This window comes from Nocardioides sp. zg-1230 (genome assembly GCF_013155335.1).
GTDB lineage: Bacteria > Actinomycetota > Actinomycetes > Propionibacteriales > Nocardioidaceae > Nocardioides.
Window position 1 is genome coordinate 458,165 of sequence record NZ_JABJQZ010000002.1, and the last position, 17,014, is coordinate 475,178.

Consider the following 17,014-nt stretch of genomic DNA (forward strand, 5'->3'; position numbering starts at 1 on the left):
CTGGCCGCCGGCGCCTCGCTTCTCATGGCCTTCGGCTGCGCCCTGCCACTCCTCATCTCCGGTGGCGCGCTTGCTGGCCTCGGCGGGTTCCTCGGCAACCCCTGGGCTCTCGGAGCGGGACTCACACTGTTGGTTCTCGCAGCCGGGGCGACCACTAGGTGTGATGTCCTACGTCGGCCAGAACGGACTGTCCCACGTTCCCGTCGCGGACACGACCGCGCGAGCCGACAAGGTCAGCGCCTCTGTGGAGACGAAGAGCCGGCCGCCAGGGTCGTCGTCGGCGCGACGTACTGACCCGACCCGATGCGGCCGCAACACCTGCAGGTCGTACTTGTCCTCGTAGCGCCTCAGGTACTCCACCACGTGGTCCCGAGGCGGAAAGCCTCGGGTCGCGTCATCCCAGGGCGGCATCATCCAGCCCGGCAGGAGGAGAAGGTGGCCGTGGGGAGAACAGCCGCAATCCGTCCCACGTGGGGGGCCACGCCCCGCCCGGTCGGTCTGCCGCATTCACGATGACGAGCTTGCGGCCCGGCGCGAGTCCAGCCCGCTTCAAGTAGAAGCCGGTGGCTAGCCCCGCCTGTCCGCCGCCGATGTCCACGACATCGACCTCACGCGTCCTCAGGGCCCTCTGGTCCTCGATGATCGACCGCTCCTTCGGGCGAACCGCCGCAGTGTCCCGACCGGGAGCACCTGGTCAACAGAGTGACACCCACGGACACACGCCCGGGACTCGCCAGTTCAAGGGTGGAGTTGATTGCGCGGCCTCTGAGGATGCTCACGTTCAGTGCCATGACCGAGAACAAGGCCCTCACCCTGACCCTCTCCATCCCTGCGCCGCTCACGACGCACCTGTGGTCTAACGCCGCTCCCAACTTCATCTCCGACCAGCCCGACCGCTTCTGGACCTACGACTCCCTGGAGCTGCCGGATCCGCACCTGCCCGTCTTCCGCGACGGCATGATGATGTGGACGGAGAGCATGTCGGACGCCCTGATTCTCCGAGCCTGCGAAGGGCAGCTCGGCCATGCCACCACGCTCCTCTTCGACGAGGCGGGCTTCTCGGCCGGTCCGGTCATCCTCAGCAGCCGTCCCTATCCCGCTTGGGAGAAGGGCGAGATGCGCTGAACGCCAGCTACTGCGCATCACTGCTCCAGCCCTCTTCTCGGCTCACTGTTCATCGGGGGCTTCGGATGGTGCGAGGACCCTCCCGGAGGCTTCCGCCAGCGCCGGCGCTGGTCCAGCGTCCGAGGTAGGTGGTGGGGTACTGCGTCACCGGCCAGGCTCCATCCTGCGCCGGTGCGCGACGGCAGTGCGAGCAGATGACGCCGTAGCCGCTCGCGGCGACCTCAGGCAGTAGGACGACGTGGTCGGCGTGGCGACGGCGGCGGCACTTGCCATGCGGGCAGGGGATCGCCTTCACGTGCGTCTTGGACTGGTTGGCGTAGGCGAGGTAGACGGGCCGTGTGAAGCCCCCGGATCGCCTCTGTGGCTTCACCAGCTCGCGGATCTCGTCTTCGGTCTTGCCCAGGGCGAGCGCGACGTCGAGGATCGGGAGTCCGTGCCGGCGCGTGGCCGTGTCGACGGTGAGCAGGGCGAGGGCGGCGGTGATCCAGGCGGTGTCGTCCGGGACCGCGGCGTCCCCCCACGAGAGGCTCAGATCGGTGTAGGTCGAACGCAGTCGCTCTGTGTAGGCGCTGGTGGGGGAGTTGGGGGTGCCTGGCTGTCGCGTCACCCATCGGTGGAGCTCCTGACGAACCTCGGAGATTGGGTGGTCGACGAGCGCGCACTTGGCGCCCCGAGCCGTGACGCCGTTAGCCACCAGCCACGGCATGACTCGCTTCTTGAGGAGCGTCTCGCGGGTGACCTGGAGCAGGTCCGCGGTGGCCGTCAGGTCCCGGCCCTCCTCGAAGAGGTAGCGCACGACGGTGTCGGTGTTGGCGAGGTTCTTGCCGGTCCGGGTGCGGACGTTGCGGATCCGGCTGGTCAGCGGGAGCTGGGCGTGTCCGCGCGTGGCGAGAGGGAGCAACGCGGTGCACGCCCAGACGACGTCCTCGCCATCGACGTCGAAGCGCCAGTCGATGAACGTCTCGTCGCACAGCGTGCCGAACCTGGACGGACTTTCTCCGTTGTTTCGTGCTGCGGCCTCGAGTCCGGCGACGAGGTGGGCGGCTACCGAGATGTTGGCATGGTCGGGTCGCGTGGTGGCGGATCCGGCGTGGTGCTTGCGGGTCTTCGCCTCGAGCCGTGCGATCTCTGCGTCGAGCGCGGCGACCTTCGTCTTCACGCCGGGGATGTTTGCTGCGTAGGCCTTTGCTTCATCCTCGTCGCCGGCCGCCGCACTGAGTGCTGCCATCGTGCGGTGACCCTTGATCTCTTCCTCCAGCGACGTCCTGGCGGCTGTCTTCAATGCGATCTGGTGGCGCCAGGTCGTGGTCGGGTCGGCATCGTCGCTGCGTCGCTGCGTCTCTGTGAGCTGGGCGATCGTGGTGGGGTCCAGAAGGCTTCTCACGCCGTGGTCGAGGCGGGCGGCGACGGATGCCGCGAGCTCGGTCAAGGAGAAGGTGGCGGCGGTGTGGTCGGGCTTGGTCTCGCCGGGGCCGAAGTAGCTCCACCCGCGCCCGCCGCGAGTTCCCGCGCCGGCGGACTCACGTCGGAAGAGCAGGATCGCGTTGGCCCGACCGCTGTTGTTGACGCGGGCCTGGACGCCCCACTGGGTGGGTTCGTCGTCGTACTTCGACCCGAGGTGGCCCGGCGCGACGACCCAGTTCGGGAAGCACTGGAGCGCCCGGCGGGTCGGGGTGTGGTGGGCCTGTCCGCCGGAGGGCGCCTTGGGGGCTCGGAGCTCGCGCAGGAGTCGCGCGGCCACTTGGCGGCAGACGCGGTCGGGGACTCCGAAGCGGGCGATCTCGTTGCCCTGGTCGTCGGTGGGCCACCCCCACGGTGCGGAGAGGACGTCGAAGTACCCGTACTCGTCGAGGTCGTCGCGGTAGGTGGCCGGGATGCCGTCGAGGACGATGTTGCGGCCTCGGATGTCGTTGCTGAGGCGCCGGAAGTACCTACCCGTCCTGATGAGCTCGACCTTGGCGATGTAGAACCGCACGTCGGCGTCGAAGACGTCGGCGGGGTCCTCGCCGTCCAGGTAGCGAGCGACGTCGAGGTCGCTGGGGAGCGCGCGCGGGTTGGAGTCGCTGCGGCAGAAGAAGCTCTTCGCGGCTCCGTAGGACGCGTTGTCGTCACCGAGTGCTCGAGCGAACGTGTTGTCGAGGTCTGTGTGGTCGCGGCGTGTGATCATGCCCTCCGCCTCGAAGGCCGCGAGCCGGGCAGTGAGGTCCTGGTAGGTCTCGCCGGCGGCATGGGCACGGTAGATCGCCTCGATCACGGGTGCCATCTCGGGTTGGGCCTCCGGGACCAGCCCGCGGTTGCCCTCTTCGACGGAACGGCCGTGCTTGTCCTTCTTGTGGCACCAGCCGTACGGCATCTGCCGTTCGGCAAGAGCCGCACCTCCGGCCTTGTACTTCATCAGTCGCTTGCCCGTCATGCGTCGGCGACGGTTGGGGTCGTCGCTTCCGCCGACGAGGCCGAGGGCGCCGAGGGCGAGCTCATCGCCGGGGATGGACTGGTCGTAGCGCTGGCCGCCGAAGACCATCGTGACGTCGCGGATCTTGCACTTGTTCGTGATCGTGGACCAGTCAGCGCGATCGCGTCCGGCGCGGGTGACGTCGTCGGCCCAGCAGACCTCCCGGAGGGTGGGGAAGTGGTTGAGCAGCGACATGACCAGCACCGTGACGCCGTTCAGGTCCTCGCCGTCGAGGCGGACGATGTGCTTGATCGTCGAGGACAGCGTGATGTTGAGGAACACCACGTCGCCGACAGAGACGACTGCTGCGACCGGCTCGTGACCGGTCGCGTCGTGATGGAGGTCAGCCATGGTGATCCACGTGATGCCGTGCTTCGCTCCGACGTCGGGTTGTGCCGGGTCCCAGGCCTCCTCGGGGAACTGACTGATCTTGGCGATGTCCGGGTCGTTGCAGTAGATGCTGAAGTGGGAATCGCGCTGACCGGCGCTGCCGCCCGCGTCGCGAACGAGGGAGAAGCGGATCAGGTGACCGCTAGTCGGTCGGCCGGCGCCAAGCTTGGTGGCGAGCGGGTTGTAGACCTTGCGGTCGGTGTACTGGGTCAAGGGGTCCTCCTCGGGTAGGTGCGGTGCACCGTGCCGGCGAGGTCGCCCGACGCAATGGATCGATGGAGAAGTTCCGACCCACCGAGATGGGCGAGCACTTCTCCACCTTGGGGAAGAACTTGAAGTTGGCGGCCTCGGGGGCTCACCGTCCGTTCCCGGCCGGTCTGATCGATGCGGCGTCCGGGTCGGTTGCAACGGCAAGGCCTCGGGCCCGCAACCGGTCGCTGATGTCAGGGACGAGGTGTACGGCCGCGTACGCGAGCTGGACGAGGAGCGCGGCGTAGCTGCCGGGGGTCCTGCCGGTCATTGCCGAGACCAACGCGGACCGAACGGCCAGGGCATCGTCGGCTCGTAGTGAGAAGAGCGCCGGGCCGAGGACGGGGTGGTCACTCAAGGCGGTTCGCGGCGCCCATGACCAGCAGGCCTCCACGAGGCAGAACGCGATGAGCACCCGGTCATCGGCTGGGGTGAACGCGAGTCGGGTGGCGAGCCGAGGGCATTCGTCATCTGCTGTGCTTGCAGCGGTCATCAGCGCCACGGCAGCCGCCTCGGCTTCATGGGTCCGCACGCTGCCCTCCTGTCTGTACGGCAGGGTCGGTCGACCCCGTCAGCAAGGCAGGGTGCGCACTGCATTGGACGTGGCAGTGGCAGCGGCACGGCGAGGGGGCAGTCAGGGTTGTGGCGTCGAACCGAACGGCCAGGCCGTTGAGGTGCTCACCGTCACCGGTGCCCACAGCGGCGAGGTCTCCTCGAGCTCGCTGGCAAGCAGGGGAGGAGACAGGGCACGAAGGCGGCTCAGCTCGGCGGTGTACGCCTGGAGCACAAGGTCACGAGTGTTGGCCATGCCTTCAACCCGTGAGCGCGCACGTCCTGGGGACAAGATCGCGCGCCCTCTCACTGAACATCCCCACCGAAGACTCTCGTCGTCTACTGTGCAGCGCATTGGGGTCGGCGCGGGGGCGTGGACGGCTTGAGCATCTGCAGGTAGGGGGATCTGGTGATGCGCGAACGCGCTCGAGTCCTGGTGACGGTGAAGGCGCAGCCGGCGCTGAGCCAGAAGCACGGCGAGGTTGTCTGCGTCGCCGGCATTCGGCTCGACGGGGACCGCCCCGAGTGGATACGGCTGTTCCCGGTGCCGTTCCGCGACCTCGAGAAGGTCGTGAAGTTCAAGAAGTACCAGGTCATGGAAGTCGACATCGTTCGGCCTCGCAGCGACGCCCGGCCGGAGAGCCACACTCCCAACATGGACTCCGCCACGCTGGGCGAAGTCGTCGACACCCGACCGGGCGGTTCGTGGCGGCGGCGCTGGGACATCCTGAGCGGCCTGGCCGACCTGCACACGATGTGCGAGCTCAACCGAGGGCAGCGGGAAGGCCGGCCGATGCCGTCCCTCGCGATGGTGCGGCCGGCGAAGGTGCTCGACGTCGAGGTCGACGACACTCCGGACTTCTCCGAAGCCCAGAAGGCGATGGCGCTCATGGCTGCCGAAGCTGACCTGTTCGGGGAGGCGCGCGAGCCGCTCGAGGCGCCGCCGTTCACGGTCCGATACCGGTGGCAGTGCCTTGACGACGACTGCGCAGGCAACCACAGGCAGACGTGCGTCGACTGGGAGGTGGGTGGTGCCGCCCGCAGGTGGCTACGCGAGCACGACCACGAGACTGTGCGGCGCATGCTGAGGGACAAGTGGCTGGGGGAGTTGTGCGGCCCCCAGCGCGACACCTACTTCTTCGTGGGCAACCAGCACCTGCATCAGCAGAGCTACCTCATCCTCGGTGTCTTCTGGCCTCCGCACGATCCCGGCAGGCTCGAACCTCAGCTCACTCTGCTCGACTAGGGCTACCAGAGCCGCGGCGCTGGTGCGACGTCACGCGTAGACCACGCTGCGTCCGGCGGGAATGCGGTCCGCGACACGTTCCGTGACGACCTGTCGGTGGCACCGGTCGTGATCGCGCTCGAAGCACAAGATGGCGACCGTAGAAGTGGCCGTCAGGTCTGCGATGGCTTGCAAGGCTGCCTGCGGCTCGTCGGAGTCGAGCAGGTCGTTGAAGGCCTCGCAGCCGTCCTTGACCCGGCCGTCCCAGAACGGCTGACGGTTCTCCTTCGGGTTCCCCAGCGCCTTCAGGTGCAGGTAGTCGATGCCAGCTGCAGCGAGACGTTCTGCAAGACGGCGCTTCGACAACCCCGGCTTGCGTGACAGCGGTGTCAGGCGTACATCGACGAGGACGCGGACGCCCTGCTCGGTCAGCTCATCAACCAGGTCTTCGGCCGTGCGACCCTCGTATCCGATGGAGACCAGCCGCGGGGAAGACATGCTGCGTACTGTGCCAGACCGTGGCCCCGTGGCCGGCGTTTCGTCGACGCGACATCGGCAGGTCCCAGATGACGAAACAGACGAAAGAACGAAGGAGCCTCGAGAGACTTCTTCGTTCTTTCGTCTGTTTCGTCAGCGCACGGCCGTCAGGATGGAACTGGGCCTCCCTCCGGACGCTCGGGCCGACACCGTCGCCATGCCCAGGTCGACCAGCTTCAGGACGAGCGCGTCGAGCTCGTACCTGGCCTTGTTCTTGGAGAAGACCTCGCTGACCTGGGTTCGGTTGAGGCCCTCGGGGCCGGCCGCGGAGACCGCGGAGTAGAGGCGATCCAGGTCGGGGTCACCGAGGGTGGCTCCCCAGATGTGGGCGACCGACGCCTCGGAGTACTCCCAGAGCGCCGCCGCGGCGCTGAGGTGGACCGGCTCCATCGTCGCCGACTGGTCGAGCAGCGCGTAGATCGTGGCGAGGCGCAGCATCTGGGGGCTCGCTCGGACGGTGAGCGAGTCGTAGACGTCGCCGCCGGACGGCTGTGACTCGACGATGTTGTACAGCGAGTCCCACCGCTGGCGGAACGCTTCGCTGCGGGCGACCTCGCCGGCACTGCGAGCGAAGGTGACCGCAGCGCGCAGCTCCGTCCCGAACGCATCGACCTCGGCCGGGGCCAGACGCCCGGGCTCAGGAAGGAGCGCACCACGGTGGCTCAGGACGTGGATGAACCGGTTCGCGTACCCGTTGGCGATGTCTACCGGCTTCAGGACCGCCTTGAGCTCGTTGATCGTCACATGGCCAAGCACGGACAGGTGGGGCTGCTCCGCCACGAGCGTCGCCGCCCTCGTCCGGGCGCTGAGCGCGTCGCCGTCCCAAGCCGACCGCAGGATGGGGGAGATGATCGAGCCTTGACGTCCTGCGACGGTGAGCAGACGCCCGTACTCCTCCTCGGTCAGAAGGAGGCGCTGATCCCCGTCGTTCTCTGGACCCTCGGCCAGTGACGCGAGTGCCTGGATGAGGGCTTCTCCGGACTGGATGCCACCTCGCATGTGTCGCGTGGCCATGAAGTCCCCGTCGGCGGCGTCCAGGACAGGCCGGACCGCGGCGGCTGACGTGCCCTTCCGCGCCCGGGCTGATGATCCGACCACCACGCCGAAGAGGATCGGGTAGTGCTTCTGGTGACCGACGCTCACGTAGGCGCTGCGCCCCACCATGGCGGCGAAGGAGACGAGCAGGGTCAGGAGCATCGCCGGGGGCGACGCCTCGGTGAGGGGGGCGAGGGCCTGGACGATCCGTCCGGAGATCCCGTGCAGTGCGTCCGGGCCGAGCTCAGGAGGCGTGCTTCGGCTGTCGAGTCGGCTCGCCAGGCGCAGGCGGCCCAAGAGCTCGTACGACGCGTCGGGGGTCGCAGTGCCGTCGGTGACCGCCGGCTGCAGCGTCTGGGCGGTCACAGGGTCACCTCGCTCTCGACGTACTGCCGTGCCGCCAGGCGCATGACCGAGGCCATGGACCTGTCCTCGGCTGCGGCGCGTGCCTTGAGGGCCTCACGGAGGTCCTGAGGGAGGCGGACGACGATCGCGACGTCGTTGGCGGGCGCGGGGGAGACGGTGATGGGGGACTGCGTGGAGGTGGGCATGTGGATCCTCGGTGTGATCAGGCAGATGGGTTGCCGCTGTCGCGACGACTACTGAAAGTCGCCGTCGTCGATCACTCCGCAATCAGGCTCACCCCCCTTCTCGTGTGATCTGGCCCACTTTCTTGTGTCGGGCGCCTCCGCGCAGACCTGTGGCAGTGGGCCACACAACAGAGCCCCCGCAGACGGCGGGGGCATCCGGCCCCTACTGCTGCGGTCGACACCCGCTGGAGGGTCCACGTGACACCGATGAACCAGCCGCAGCCCGCGCTCGCGCTGACTGCCAGCCCCGCTCCGCCCCGTGATCGGGAGACGCAGCGTCTCCTCGACCTCTGGGTGCAGCTCACCTACCGCACCGCCTCCGCGGCGGCGCACCACAGCCCCGACGAGGCGTCGCTGCGCGACCTGCAGCTGCAGGTTGAGGACGCCCTCAGCGACCGGCTGGACGACCCGTACCCGGTGCTCGACGAGCTCTGGGGCTGGGAAGCGGCCCTGCTGCACACGGCGGAGACCCCGCCGGAGGACTGCCTGATCTGCCGCAAGGCACGGCTCGGCCTTCCGGCTGACCTGCCGTTGCCGGCCGGTCTGGGAGGCGCCCGATGACCGTCGCCCACATCCCTCAGGGAGCAGCTCCGGTCGCCGTGAACACCGACACGGTCGTCATCCACGACCTCTCGGTCACCCACAGTGAGGCGGCGGCGCTCGTCCGGTCCCACATGTCCGAGCACGGTCCCGAAGCCGCTGCCGACCTGGTCCGGCGGGCAATCCCCGTCGGGCTGGTCGCGCTCTCGCTCGGGACGGCCGGCATCGACACCGGCAGCCTCACCCGCACCCTCGACGCGTTCGCCGAGCGGGTGGACGAGAAGTCCGGAGCGGCACTGGCCAGTCTCGACCAGACGCTCACCCGGCTGCGCGGCGGTGAGGAGGCCGTGGCCCGAGCGGCCGGCGCCGTCCTCGACAAGCTCCCCGCCCAGGTCGAGGCCGCTCTGGCCGGCCAGGCGGGGAGCGTCCGGGCCAGCGTCATGGAGGCGGCGCGAGCCGTCCAGGACGCCGGAGTCCAGGAGATCACCACGGCGCTCGCGCGCCACTCCGAGTCCGTGCGTGATGCGCTCTCGCTCGACCGAGAAGGACCTGTCCGCATGCTGCGGCAGGACCTCCTCGATGAGCTGGGCGGCACGCGACGTGAGCTCGGCGAGCAGCTGGCTCTGGTGAGAGGCCTGGTCGAGGCCGCTCAGGTGGCCAAGACCGCCGGCGCCAAGAGCAGCCGCGCGATCGGAGCCGCCAACGAGGACGACGCCATGGCGCTCTGCCACGACGTCGTGACCGCCGCCGGCGACCTCTTCGAGCGCACCGGCAGCCAGCCGGGCGCCGGAGGAACTACCCGGCGCACGGGTGACGGCGTGGCGACCTTGTCGCAGGCCATCACCGGTCACGGCCGTCAGGTCAGGATCGTCATCGAGGCGAAGTCCCGCACCCGTCCGTTGACGGCCAAGCAGCACCGCGAGGAGCTCGCCGACGCGTGCCGAGTCCGCGACGCGGCCGGGGGTCTCGTGCTCGTCCCCACAGACGCTGAGGTGCCTGGTGGCGGATCGTTCGCCCGCGTCGACACCTGTGCGTACGTCGTCAGCTGCTCGCAGCCCGCGAGCGTGGAGCTCATCTACCTCCTCCTTCGCGAGCACGTGGCGATGTTGAAGGTCAGGCACGACGACGGGTCCGAGATCGACCTCGACCAGGTCGAGGCGCGTCTCAACGTCGCCCTCGCGGGCATCAGCCAGCTCGACGAGGTCGGCCGGCTGGCCAACCAGGCCAAGAACTCGCTCGAGAAGCTCATCGTCCTCGGACGAGACACCCAGCAGAAGGTCAGGGAGACCCTGACCGAGGGCATTGCCCTCATGCACCCGTAGAACCAGTGAGGAGGAGCGCATCCATGCGCTCCTCCTCACTCCGCGTTGTCCTTGGCGCGGCCTACCCCGGCGCGGGGTCCTGCCGCGCAGGCTCCTCGCCGTCGTAGTACGTCAACCAGACTGGCCACTCATCCGGGTCCATCGGCACTCCGAGGGCGCCGTAGTCGATCACCCCGAACGCCACCTGCTGGTAGAGCAGTCGTGCGTAACGTCTCGCCTCGTCGACGTCGTGGACCAGTGCGCGCAGGGCCTCGAGACCATGGGCGAGTGTCGCCGGCCGGTTCTCCAACACCCCCTCCGCGAGGTCCGTCAGGCTGCCCTCGAGACAGGCCTCCGGGACGTCCCAAGCGTTGTGGGTGTGCGCAGGCGTCAGCGGAGGGACAGCGTCGCCGTCCAACTGTCGCAGGACTGCGTCGTACCCGCGTTGAAGGAGGGCGATGGCCAGCTCGGCCGTGTGGGCGTTGTCCGGCGTCGGCTCAGCGACGTAGTCGAGGAAGGCAGCTTCGGCGCGGTGGTCGTGGTCGTGGTCGGTCATGGGGAGTCACCGTGCCCTGAGGCGCAGGCTACGCAGTGCCCTCATGGGCGGTACGGATGTCGGCACCGCGGTCATCGCTTCTCGGTGTCAGTCACGAGCCACGGCCACTCGGATACATCGCCGAGGAGGATGCGGACGCCGGGGGAGAGGTGGTCGTAGAGCCAGACGCCGATGCGGCGCGACTCGCGCAGTTCGTCCTCGAGGCGGTCGATCTCATCCAGGAGGTCGAGCGCGGCATGGCCGACCTCCTCGACGATCTCTGCGCGGTGCGGGCTCGTCGGGGGCCAAGCCCAGCTGTGTCAGCCAGGTCGCACGTCGGCGCCACTGGGCGCGCTGTTCAGGAGTGCTCATGCCGTCAGGGTCCTGGGTGATCACGACATCCGTGCGCACCCGGCCGCCGGCTGTGGACGCGGTCGGGCCGCCGCTACCCGGAGCGCGGGCCGATGTGTAGACGGTACTTGTGCCCCAAGCGGACTTCTTCGAGCGCGACGACCTCGGCATCCCAGAGAGCCAGCCCCTCGTCGCGAAGGACCAACCGGTCGCCCACTGCGGGTTCCTGGCCGGCGACGAGGTCGACGTCGTGCAGGTACGCGATCTCGAGCTGACGCGCGGCCGGGGAGAGCTCGATGTCGTAGGTCGCGGCCGGCCCGCTCATGCACCCGTCTCCACCTTCTCTGGCTCATTGCTCGATTCAGTGACGGTCTGTCAGGCGCTCGAGTTCCGCCGGCATTGGGGCAGCGCGTGGTCATCCCAGAGCAGCAGGCGTGCGTCAACGGCGCCTGGTCACCAGTCCGCTGCGGCGGTGCATCCGAGGCGCATGGCCTCCTCGATGAGCTCGGTGAGCAGGGTTGAAGGTGCCACCGGCCGCAGAACGCCGACGATCTCGCGCAGGTAGTGGTCGAGCCCCCAGGGCGGCTCCGTGGTGCCCCGCAGAAGGTGAACCAGGTAGCGCGCCCAAGTCTCAGGGTCGCCGGTCAGATCTTCGTGCTCGCGGCGAGAGCCGGTGAGGTGCATCAGGACGCGGTCATCCTTCACCAGGCCGGCGTCGGTGCGCTCCACGAGTTCGACCGCCGCCAGCCGGTCATCAGGTAGTCCCAGAACCCACAGGGCCATGGCCGACGCTTCGTCAGCGGTCAACGGTCGAGGTAGGGAGTCGATCCGTGCGGTCCAGTACTCCCTGATCCAGCGGGTCCACTGCGCGGAGGCGTCCTTCGGGTCCATCTCGCGCAGTTGCCGGCCGACTGACCTGATCCAAGCCAACTGCAGGACGCTGGGCGCGTCAGTCGTGAGTGCGGGCAACCAACCCTTCGGGTCCAGCGAGGACTTCATGGCGACGGTCGCGAGCTGGCGGCCAAGCTGAGCGACGGCTTCGTCGTCGTCGAGATCGTTCGCGCGTCGCATCGTCGCCAACATCGCGTCAAGGAGCCCGTCGGCGAGGATCTGGTCGTCGTACTGGCCGAACTGCACGAACGACCGCCAGATCCCACGCACCTCGAAGGCATCAGCCTCGTCCCGGTCCCACGAGAACAAGGGCATGAGTCGGGACTTCGCCCACGCGGGATCCGCCCCCATGATGAAGCGGAGTCTCGTCGACAGCAGAACACGGGCCAAGAGCCCGTTACGGGACTGGTCCTGGACCATCCGGTCGAGCTCTGCCCGGACCTCGTCAGGCAAGCCGGACCATGTGTCGGTGTGAGCCCGCCACTCGTCGGCGACCACGTTCATCCAGAACTGGGCGAGGTCGCCGGCCGGATGGTTGATGGCCTCGAGGTAGAGGTCCTCGCTGTCCACGACGTTGCCGGTGACCTGCGTGGGGGGCCAGAGGTCAGTGGCCAGGCGGCGGGCGGGTATCAGCGTGTGCCATGCGGTCGGGTGGTCGGCGGTGCCGCCGCGCGCGAACATGTTGGCGACCGCGGACCTCACGGCATCCACTGGCCAGGACGCGATCACTGTGAGTACGTCATGGGGCGTGACGTCATTGCGGTGCGGCCGGGTCTGATCAAGGGTCTCCACTCCGCTGGCCTGCTCGGGTGTGCTTGACAAGTTCGCCGCGCTCCAAGCGCGAACGAGGGCGTCGCGAACGTCGGTGTCGTCCGGCGCCAGCGCTTCTGCCAGTCGGATCCCGTCGCCGGGGTAGTGGGTCACGCACCCGCGCAGCGCGTTCAGCGCTCCGGTCCAGGTCGGGCCCTTGAGCCGGAACTCGTCGGCGGTCGCATACGACCGGATGGCTGCGTACGCCTCGTCCGGGTTCGACGCGATGAGTCCGTGGAGCTCGTCTCGGGTGAACGGTTCCGCGTTCTCCACGAACCCCGACGTCATCGTCATGTTCAGATCCGGGTGCTCGCGAGGCTCGAACTCAGGATTCTGTTCCTGCAGCGTGGTGAACTCCTCGGCGATGGTGGCGTTCTCCGGTGCGGCGCTGTGGAGCCAGGCGAGCAGGTTGTAGGAGACGTACGGCGAGTGTTCCGCTCCGTCCTGCGGCCCGTCCTTCGCGCGATCCAACACGGCGCCGACGGCGTCGTCTGATGCAAGCGCGACAGTGTCCTCCAGGAGCATGTAGACCTCGTGCTGGAGGTCGAGGTCGAAGAGCAGGTTCTCGTCGAGGATCCAGCGCAGCTTCTCGTCGGGAGACCGGTCCTCGCGCAGGCGCCATGCGTGCACGGCGAGGCGCCGAAGGATGGGCACGTGCGCGCGAGCGAGCCGATCGACCGCCGCAGCCCCCTCCTGGGGCGACGCGTGGAGGAGGTGTTCGAGGCTGTCGCGAGCTGCATCGATCAGCACGTCGGCTACCTCTCGGAACTCGTCCTGTGGATGAGGTTCGATCGCTGAGCGGCCAAAGGACAGAGCGTCGAACCCCGGCTGGAGCGCTCCAGCGAGCCGATTGGCGTCGCGCAGCTGGCGGACCGCGAGGTCCAGCAGCTCCGGTGCGTGCTGAGGCAGCAGCGGGATAAAGACCTTCTTCCATGCCTCGTCGAGCCAGTGGTCGTCGCCCATGAATGCGACCTCGAACCGAGGCGCGTCACTCGAGGGCCCGAAGTCCAGACCGGACCGGGGCAGTGACCGCGTGCGGTGCTCCAGCAACATGAGCGCGAGGTCGGGGCGCTCCTTCCATGACTCTTTGCACAGGAGCATGTCGAGCAGATCGCCGTCGTCGGCTGGAGAGCGATGCAGAACGAGTACGAGCCACGGCACCTGCCAGTCCGGCACGCGTCGCTCCTGGGCGAACAGCCGGTGCGCCACGGTGTCCCACATGCCGGGGCTCCACGGCCGACTGCGAAGGAGGCGAAGAGCGGTGGGTGACTCCTGCTCGTCCATGACGTACTGGTCGGCCACCCAGGTTGTGAGTGCCTGCGCGACCGTCCGGTCTGCGCCGGAGGGAGCCGTCGGACTGAACAGCCAGTTGAACTCGGGACGGTTCGCAGCCCACAACAACCAGTCGGATCCACGAGCCTGCTCGGTGAAGTAGCGAACCCGTTCCGGGTCACCAAGGGCCTGCTCGAGGTACGAGACCTCCTCGGGGATGGTGGGCGGGCCGTTGCCGACCAGTTCGGCGATACGGCGACGATGAGCGAGTCGTCCCCACGAGGTGAGTTCGGCCCAGCGCTCGAGCCCGTCGACCAACGCCACGTGGGACGAGCCGTCAACCGGGTAGTGCACGGGACGGAGCCCGAGCCTCCGCCACTCGCGGCTGTCGGCATCATCCGTGAAGACGAAACGTCGCCCCTCGCGGCCAAGGGAGCGCGCCAGGTACTGCATGACGATGTCGCCGTGGCTGTAGCCGATGAAGGCGACAGAGAAGGCTGAGAACATGCGGTCGAGAAACCGGGCGGCCCATGCCTCACGCAGGTAGGCGTGGCCGAAGTCTTCGTCGGTCACCACCAGTTTGCGAGGGGGTTGGTCCAAGGCCCCGTGCAGGTGGACGATGCCGGTGAAGTCGTCGCCGACCGGCAGCGCGGGCGCGCGGTAGACGTCGAGATCCAACCCCTTGCTGCGGCTGGCTTGTTCAAGATGTAGGTCGTAGTTGGTAGTGACCACCCGGGGGTTGGGGTGCACCTGTGCCAGGTCGATGATCGCCTCGTGGAGGCGGTTCGGCCGGCTGCCGGGCTTGTTGATCGCGTTCGCGACCAGCGTGTGAACGTCAATCTCAAGGTCTGCAAGGTCACCCAGGAACACATCGGGACGCTCCAGGTCACGCTCCGTTGGCACGCTGTTGGCACGCGCTCCGACGTCGCGCACCAGATTCGCGAAGTCAGGAAGGCCTGACGGCTCGTCGAGGGACGCCCCCGCCCCAACGAAGAGGACGAGCTTGCCTTCCGTTGCTGCCTCGACCAGTTCGTCCGGCACCTCGACCTTGCGGAACCACATGCGGGCAACGTAGCGACTCGCGGCGACAACGACGTCGCCGACCCAGCCGTGGCATCACGGCCCCTACCCTTGAGGCACTGCACAGGATCAGGTCAGCGGCACCATGTTTGTCGAACCGATTGTGTGAACATCATGGGACGTGAGCCTCCGATACAGGGTGCAATGTGGGGCACGACCAGGGAAGTGAGCGTGGATGAGCAGACCACAGAAGCCAAGGTGCGCGGGGCCAAACAATGCCCCCGCTACAAATCCGGAAGGCCCTCACAGTCTGACTGTGAGGGCCTTCCGCATGTGCGCCGATGATTGGTCCTCGAACTCGGGACGTCACTCCCCGGTGCGGGCCGCCGGCTCGTGCAGGTCCGTCGGAGGGTAGATGCGAGGGATGTCGGTGGGCGGGTAGATGCGTGTCAGCTCATCGAACGGCTCGGTGACGCTGGTGCGCTCCTCCTGGTCGGCCGTGGCGGTGGCCGTGCCGAACGCCGTTGCTGCGAGCGCAGTCAGAACTGCGGCGGAGATGGCAGTGCGCCGATTGTTGAACGTGGCCATGATGATTCCTCTTTCGGTTTCGGGGTGGTGGTGGGCGGCGTCAGCGGCGGGTTGCCGTGACGACGAGGTACTCGCGGTCCACGGCGATGCGGGGCTGTGGCCGCGGGCAAACGCTTCGGTGAGTGGTCACGAGGTCTGGCTGGCGGTGGAGACGACCGACTCGACGTCCGAGACGCCGTCACCGATCCGCTCAGCGAGGACCGCCGAGGCGCATCACCGCGTACGGGCTGGGCGAGCGAGGAGTGATCGGACCGGCGATGAGCGAGACCGGACGCCCTAGGGCTCCGCGGTTGTCCTGTTGTCGAGGTGGTCGTGGATGACGCCAGTCAGTAGCTCGGCCGGGGGAGCGGCGTACATGGCCCCGTCCCATTCGTAGGTCCCGCAGTGCGTTGCGGCCTCGTCTCCGCAGATGTGCGTGCCATCGGACTCGATCGCGACCCCGTTCACGCGGAGCTCGAGGAGGGTCCAGGCGTCAGGTGCGCCGACGATGGCTGGATCCGTGCGGGCCGTGACCCGAACCCGTAGTGAGGTGCCCCTGGCCGCCAGCTCCGGCGCCAGGAGGGCGGCGGCCTCATCGATCTCCTCGATCGCGTCCAGACAGGGCGCACAGCTCATCGGCCCAGATAGCAGCAGATCGACGACGAGATCGCCAGACGGCCGCCTCTGTCGGTGAGCCGACCTGACCTGGTGGTCGAGTGACGTGTCGATGGCTGTCATGGAGCGTCTCCTGGGCATTGTGGTCTGGGTCAACCACTCAGACGAAGCCGGAGACCAAAGGACGCAACGTCGCCAGAGCGCCTTCGGCGACGTGGCGCCCTTGTCAGGCCGCGCAGCCGCAGTCGGTCTGCCGGCGGGGCTCGAACTCCTGAACCTCGCCGCGCACGTCGAGCTGCAGGTGGCAGCACGCCGTGAGGGAATCTCGGAGTGCTCTCCGCCCGCGCTGGACGCGGGACTTCATCCCGGAGACCGAGAGCCCAGCGGTTCGGGCCGCCTCGACCTGGCTGACACCGCTGAGGTCGACGAGCTCGACAGCGGCCGCTTGGTCCGCAGGAAGCAGTCGGAGCAACGGTCGGATGCAGGCGGCGAGACTGGTCAACGCCCGCTGGGTGTCCTCGTCAGCGGAGACGTCGGCAACAGGACGTTCCGGCACCATGTCGGTCATCACTTCGCGCCGGTGGACGGCCGCTCGGTAGTAGTCCGTGATCGCGTTGCGGGTGACCGCGAAGAGCCAACCGAGCACCGTCCGACGGTCGCGGAGCTCATCCGAGCTCTGCACCATGCGTAGAGCCACCAGCTGCAGGATGTCATCGGCATCTTGGGGCCGGGACACGCGGCGACCGATGAACTGACGCAACTCGCCGGAAAATTCTTTCCACACTGACTCGAGCGTCTCGGGCGTGGGGGTCTCGCCTGCGTACCTCTCGTCTGCCGCCATGACTGGCTCCTCGTCGTGAAGCCGAGATCGGCCGGGTCGGCCTCGACAGCCATGGTCGCCACGATATCGATGTCTGTCAATATCTAGTGGTGGTCCTGACGTGCGTCTTCTGGGGC

Annotated in this window: 15 protein-coding genes; 4 read left to right on the top strand and 11 right to left on the bottom strand. The window is 68.1% G+C overall.

The features are described from left to right. Positions 1–789: 789 nt before the first annotated feature. Positions 790–1,125 carry a hypothetical protein gene (locus HOO61_RS10195; RefSeq protein ID WP_172258571.1) on the top strand — a complete coding sequence of 112 codons (336 nt, stop codon included), beginning with the start codon at positions 790–792 and terminating at the stop codon, positions 1,123–1,125. A 49-nt stretch (positions 1,126–1,174) separates the two neighbouring features. Here HOO61_RS10195 and HOO61_RS10200 read toward each other — a convergent pair whose 3' ends face one another. After that, entirely contained in the window at positions 1,175–4,180 is a 3,006-nt protein-coding gene (locus HOO61_RS10200; protein WP_172258572.1) for a hypothetical protein, read from the bottom strand. Between the two features lie 142 nt (positions 4,181–4,322). Next, complete coding sequence (locus HOO61_RS10205; protein ID WP_172258573.1) at positions 4,323–4,718, bottom strand: hypothetical protein; 396 nt, start codon at positions 4,716–4,718, stop codon at positions 4,323–4,325. A gap of 486 nt (positions 4,719–5,204) precedes the next feature. On the opposite strand from HOO61_RS10205, the gene HOO61_RS10210 reads away from it, so the two are divergent. Continuing rightward, complete coding sequence (locus HOO61_RS10210; protein WP_172258574.1) at positions 5,205–6,014, top strand: hypothetical protein; 810 nt, start codon at positions 5,205–5,207, stop codon at positions 6,012–6,014. Positions 6,015–6,044: 30 nt separating this feature from the next. On the opposite strand, the gene HOO61_RS10215 is transcribed toward HOO61_RS10210, so the two are convergent. The 3 genes from HOO61_RS10215 to HOO61_RS10225 all read right to left on the bottom strand — a co-directional run bounded on the left by HOO61_RS10215 (position 6,045) and on the right by HOO61_RS10225 (position 8,116). After that, positions 6,045–6,491: a DUF488 family protein gene (locus tag HOO61_RS10215; RefSeq protein WP_172258575.1), complete on the bottom strand. Its 447-nt coding sequence runs from the start codon at positions 6,489–6,491 to the stop codon at positions 6,045–6,047. A 132-nt stretch (positions 6,492–6,623) separates the two neighbouring features. Beyond that, positions 6,624–7,931 (bottom strand): DUF3987 domain-containing protein, encoded by a 1,308-nt coding sequence (locus HOO61_RS10220; RefSeq protein ID WP_172258576.1) that lies wholly within the window; start codon positions 7,929–7,931, stop codon positions 6,624–6,626. Next, positions 7,928–8,116 carry a ribbon-helix-helix protein, CopG family gene (locus HOO61_RS10225; RefSeq protein ID WP_172258577.1) on the bottom strand — a complete coding sequence of 63 codons (189 nt, stop codon included), beginning with the start codon at positions 8,114–8,116 and terminating at the stop codon, positions 7,928–7,930. The genes HOO61_RS10220 and HOO61_RS10225 overlap by 4 nt, the downstream gene beginning before the upstream one ends. A 246-nt stretch (positions 8,117–8,362) precedes the next feature. On the opposite strand from HOO61_RS10225, the gene HOO61_RS10230 reads away from it, so the two are divergent. Both HOO61_RS10230 and HOO61_RS10235 read left to right on the top strand, forming a co-directional pair. Continuing rightward, on the top strand, positions 8,363–8,716 hold the full coding sequence (locus HOO61_RS10230) for a hypothetical protein (RefSeq protein WP_172258578.1): 354 nt from the start codon (positions 8,363–8,365) through the stop codon (positions 8,714–8,716). Continuing rightward, entirely contained in the window at positions 8,713–10,017 is a 1,305-nt protein-coding gene (locus HOO61_RS10235) for a hypothetical protein (RefSeq protein ID WP_172258579.1), read from the top strand. The genes HOO61_RS10230 and HOO61_RS10235 overlap by 4 nt, the downstream gene beginning before the upstream one ends. A 61-nt stretch (positions 10,018–10,078) precedes the next feature. On the opposite strand, the gene HOO61_RS10240 is transcribed toward HOO61_RS10235, so the two are convergent. The 6 genes from HOO61_RS10240 to HOO61_RS10265 all read right to left on the bottom strand — a co-directional run bounded on the left by HOO61_RS10240 (position 10,079) and on the right by HOO61_RS10265 (position 16,898). Further along, positions 10,079–10,552, bottom strand: coding sequence for a hypothetical protein (locus tag HOO61_RS10240; protein WP_172258580.1), 474 nt, complete (start codon positions 10,550–10,552; stop codon positions 10,079–10,081). Between the two features lie 424 nt (positions 10,553–10,976). Continuing rightward, positions 10,977–11,207: a hypothetical protein gene (locus HOO61_RS10245; protein WP_172258581.1), complete on the bottom strand. Its 231-nt coding sequence runs from the start codon at positions 11,205–11,207 to the stop codon at positions 10,977–10,979. Positions 11,208–11,335: 128 nt separating this feature from the next. After that, entirely contained in the window at positions 11,336–14,917 is a 3,582-nt protein-coding gene (locus HOO61_RS10250; RefSeq protein WP_172258582.1) for an SIR2 family protein, read from the bottom strand. A gap of 324 nt (positions 14,918–15,241) precedes the next feature. After that, on the bottom strand, positions 15,242–15,463 hold the full coding sequence (locus HOO61_RS10255) for a hypothetical protein (RefSeq protein WP_172258583.1): 222 nt from the start codon (positions 15,461–15,463) through the stop codon (positions 15,242–15,244). Positions 15,464–15,739: 276 nt separating this feature from the next. Next, on the bottom strand, positions 15,740–16,180 hold the full coding sequence (locus HOO61_RS10260) for a DUF2703 domain-containing protein (protein WP_172258584.1): 441 nt from the start codon (positions 16,178–16,180) through the stop codon (positions 15,740–15,742). A 103-nt stretch (positions 16,181–16,283) separates the two neighbouring features. Then, on the bottom strand, positions 16,284–16,898 hold the full coding sequence (locus tag HOO61_RS10265) for a sigma-70 family RNA polymerase sigma factor (protein ID WP_172258585.1): 615 nt from the start codon (positions 16,896–16,898) through the stop codon (positions 16,284–16,286). Positions 16,899–17,014 lie beyond the last annotated feature (116 nt).

Coding starts and splice junctions, on each gene's coding strand:
- HOO61_RS10195 (WP_172258571.1), top strand. CDS start 790: ATGACCGAGAACAAGGCCCTCACCCTGACCCTCTCCATCCCTGCGCCG.
- HOO61_RS10215 (WP_172258575.1), bottom strand. CDS start 6,491: ATGTCTTCCCCGCGGCTGGTCTCCATCGGATACGAGGGTCGCACGGCC.
- HOO61_RS10225 (WP_172258577.1), bottom strand. CDS start 8,116: ATGCCCACCTCCACGCAGTCCCCCATCACCGTCTCCCCCGCGCCCGCC.
- HOO61_RS10230 (WP_172258578.1), top strand. CDS start 8,363: ATGAACCAGCCGCAGCCCGCGCTCGCGCTGACTGCCAGCCCCGCTCCG.
- HOO61_RS10235 (WP_172258579.1), top strand. CDS start 8,713: ATGACCGTCGCCCACATCCCTCAGGGAGCAGCTCCGGTCGCCGTGAAC.
- HOO61_RS10240 (WP_172258580.1), bottom strand. CDS start 10,552: ATGACCGACCACGACCACGACCACCGCGCCGAAGCTGCCTTCCTCGAC.
- HOO61_RS10245 (WP_172258581.1), bottom strand. CDS start 11,207: ATGAGCGGGCCGGCCGCGACCTACGACATCGAGCTCTCCCCGGCCGCG.
- HOO61_RS10250 (WP_172258582.1), bottom strand. CDS start 14,917: ATGTGGTTCCGCAAGGTCGAGGTGCCGGACGAACTGGTCGAGGCAGCA.
- HOO61_RS10255 (WP_172258583.1), bottom strand. CDS start 15,463: ATGGCCACGTTCAACAATCGGCGCACTGCCATCTCCGCCGCAGTTCTG.
- HOO61_RS10260 (WP_172258584.1), bottom strand. CDS start 16,180: ATGACAGCCATCGACACGTCACTCGACCACCAGGTCAGGTCGGCTCAC.
- HOO61_RS10265 (WP_172258585.1), bottom strand. CDS start 16,898: ATGGCGGCAGACGAGAGGTACGCAGGCGAGACCCCCACGCCCGAGACG.